At 72.2% G+C, this 2234-nt stretch carries 2 protein-coding genes and 1 pseudogene; 2 read left to right on the top strand and 1 reads right to left on the bottom strand.

Going from position 1 to position 2234, the window contains the following annotated elements:
* Positions 1-130 precede the first annotated feature (130 nt).
* Positions 131-403 (bottom strand): annotated as a pseudogene (locus KN815_RS28335) (helix-turn-helix domain-containing protein); the annotation flags it as partial.
* An 89-nt stretch (positions 404-492) separates the two neighbouring features.
* On the opposite strand from KN815_RS28335, the gene KN815_RS28330 reads away from it, so the two are divergent.
* Complete coding sequence (locus KN815_RS28330) at positions 493-1152, top strand: O-methyltransferase (RefSeq protein WP_216344738.1); 660 nt, start codon at positions 493-495, stop codon at positions 1150-1152.
* A gap of 130 nt (positions 1153-1282) precedes the next feature.
* On the top strand, positions 1283-2179 hold the full coding sequence (locus KN815_RS28325) for an SDR family oxidoreductase (protein WP_216344737.1): 897 nt from the start codon (positions 1283-1285) through the stop codon (positions 2177-2179).
* Positions 2180-2234: the final 55 nt, after the last annotated feature.

Raw genomic sequence — 2234 nt, 5'->3', positions numbered from 1 at the left:
GGACCTGGTGGTCGACGGCGGCCGCCGGGTCCGCGCGGCGCGGCCTGTCGGCTGACGGGCCGGGGGCTCTCTCTTCCCGGGCCCGGACCGGAGGTCAGTCGTTCGCCGGCGCCGTCAGTCCGTGGCGGTGGAGGAAGGCGTCCATGAGGATGTCGGTCTTGGTGCTCCACCAGCGGTAGATCGTCTGCTTGGCGACCCCGGCCCGGGCGGCGATCCCCTCCACGGTGACGCCCGCGAAACCCTTCTCGGCCAGCAGATCGTCTGCCGCCTCGGCCAGCAGATCGTCCGCCGCGTTCAGCACCGCCAGCCGGGTCTGTTCACTGCGCCCGTGGCGGTTGCCGTGGTGGCGTGGTGCCGGTCGGGCGGTGTCGCTCGTCCCGGCGGTCCGTGTCGCGCGTGCCATCTCCCGCCTCCCCGAGATCTCGGGATATCCACCCTCCCCGGTGCCATCCCTTCTAGACAAGACGCAACGTCGCGTCTACTCTAAAACTCATGACAGTCACTCACACGCTTGCCGACCCCCGGGTCGAGACCGCCCTCAGCCGGATGTTCGCGCTGGCCGAGCAGGACGAGACCGCCCAGGCGGAGCTGCCGCCCGGCGCACAGGAATCGCTGGCCCCGCAGGAGCTCGCCGACGCCGCGGCCGGGATCTATATGCCGATCTCCGCCGAGGGCGGGAAGCTGCTCTACAACCTGGTCCGCGCCATCCGCCCGGCCACGGTGGTCGAGTTCGGCATGTCCTACGGGATCTCCACGCTCCATCTGGCCGCCGCCGTACGGGACAACGGCACCGGGCGCGTCATCACCACGGAGATGAGCAAGGAGAAGATCGCCGCGGCCCGCCGCACCTTCGCCGAGACCGGGCTGGACGACGTGATCACCGTGCTGGAGGGGGACGCCCGGGAGACCCTCGCCGACCTCGAGGGCCCGCTGGAGCTGGTCCTGCTCGACGGCTGGAAGGACCTGTGCCTGCCCGTGCTGCGGATGCTCGAACCGCGGCTGCGGCCCGGCGCACTCGTCGTGGCCGACGACGTCGACCAGGGGGAGGGCCTCCTGCGGTCGTATCTCGACTACGTACGCGACCCGGCGAACGGCTACCAGAACGTCACCTTCCCCATCGAGGACGGCATGGAGCTGAGCTGCCGCCTCTGAGCCGGGGGACCGGGCCGTCGGCCGGTGGGAGATCACCGGCCGACCCCGAAGACCGCTGGCGGCCCACTCGGGCCGTGGGCACGATCCGTCCGCGGCAGGCCGTCGCGGACCTCTCCGAAAGAGCATTGACATGCAGGTATTCATCACCGGAGCGACGGGGTGGATCGGCTCGGCCGTGGTCGACCACATGCTCGACGCCGGGCACGAGGTCACCGGCCTCGCCCGCTCGGACGACTCCGCCGCCGCGCTGGAGGCCAAGGGCGCCCGGGTGCTCCGCGGCGACCTCGACGACCTCGACGGCATCCGCTCCGGCGCCGACGCCGCCGATGCCGTCGTCCACCTCGCCAACAAACACGACTTCGCCAACCCGGCGGTGAGCGACCGGGCCGAGCGCGACGCCGTACAGACCATCGGCGAGGCCCTCGCGGGCTCTCACCGGCCGTTCATCGTCGCCGCCGGTCTGGCCTCCCTCACCACCGGCCGCGTGGCGACGGAGCGGGACCGGTCCCCGTTCCACGGCATCGATTCATTGCGCGGCGGCGGCGAGAACCTCGCCCTGGAGTTCGTGGAGCAGGGTGTCAACACGGTCATCGTGCGCTTCGCCCCCACCGTGCACGGCGATGGTGACTGGGGATTCGTGACCTGGCTGGTGGCGGCGGCACGCGCCAAGGCCGTCTCGGCCTATATCGAGGACGGGAGCAACCGCTGGGCGGCGATCCACCGCGGTGACGCCGGACGCATCGTGCAACTCGCCCTCGACAAGCGGGCCCCGGCCGGCACCATCCTGCACGCCACGGCCGAGACCGGCATCCCGACCCGCGACATCGCCGGGGCCATCGGGCGCGGACTCGGCCTGCCCGTCGTCTCCGTCCCGGCCGACGGCGCCGGTGAGCACTTCGGCTGGCTGAGCAAGTTCTACGCAGCGGACATGGCCGCGAGCAGTGACGCCACCCGCGCGCTGCTCGGCTGGGCACCCGGCGGCCCCACTCTCGCCGAGGACCTCGACAGCGGCTGCTACTACCGCTGACGGCGTGGCGGCGGACGGTGCGGCCGCGCCGGGTGCCGGGACGGCTCCGGCGGCC

This window comes from Streptomyces niphimycinicus (assembly GCF_018883605.1).
GTDB classification, from domain to species: Bacteria; Actinomycetota; Actinomycetes; order Streptomycetales; family Streptomycetaceae; genus Streptomyces; species Streptomyces niphimycinicus.
Note: the sequence above shows the minus strand (reverse complement) of the source record. Positions and strands in the feature narration are given on the sequence as shown.

Coding starts and splice junctions, on each gene's coding strand:
- KN815_RS28330 (WP_216344738.1), top strand. CDS start 493: ATGACAGTCACTCACACGCTTGCCGACCCCCGGGTCGAGACCGCCCTC.
- KN815_RS28325 (WP_216344737.1), top strand. CDS start 1,283: ATGCAGGTATTCATCACCGGAGCGACGGGGTGGATCGGCTCGGCCGTG.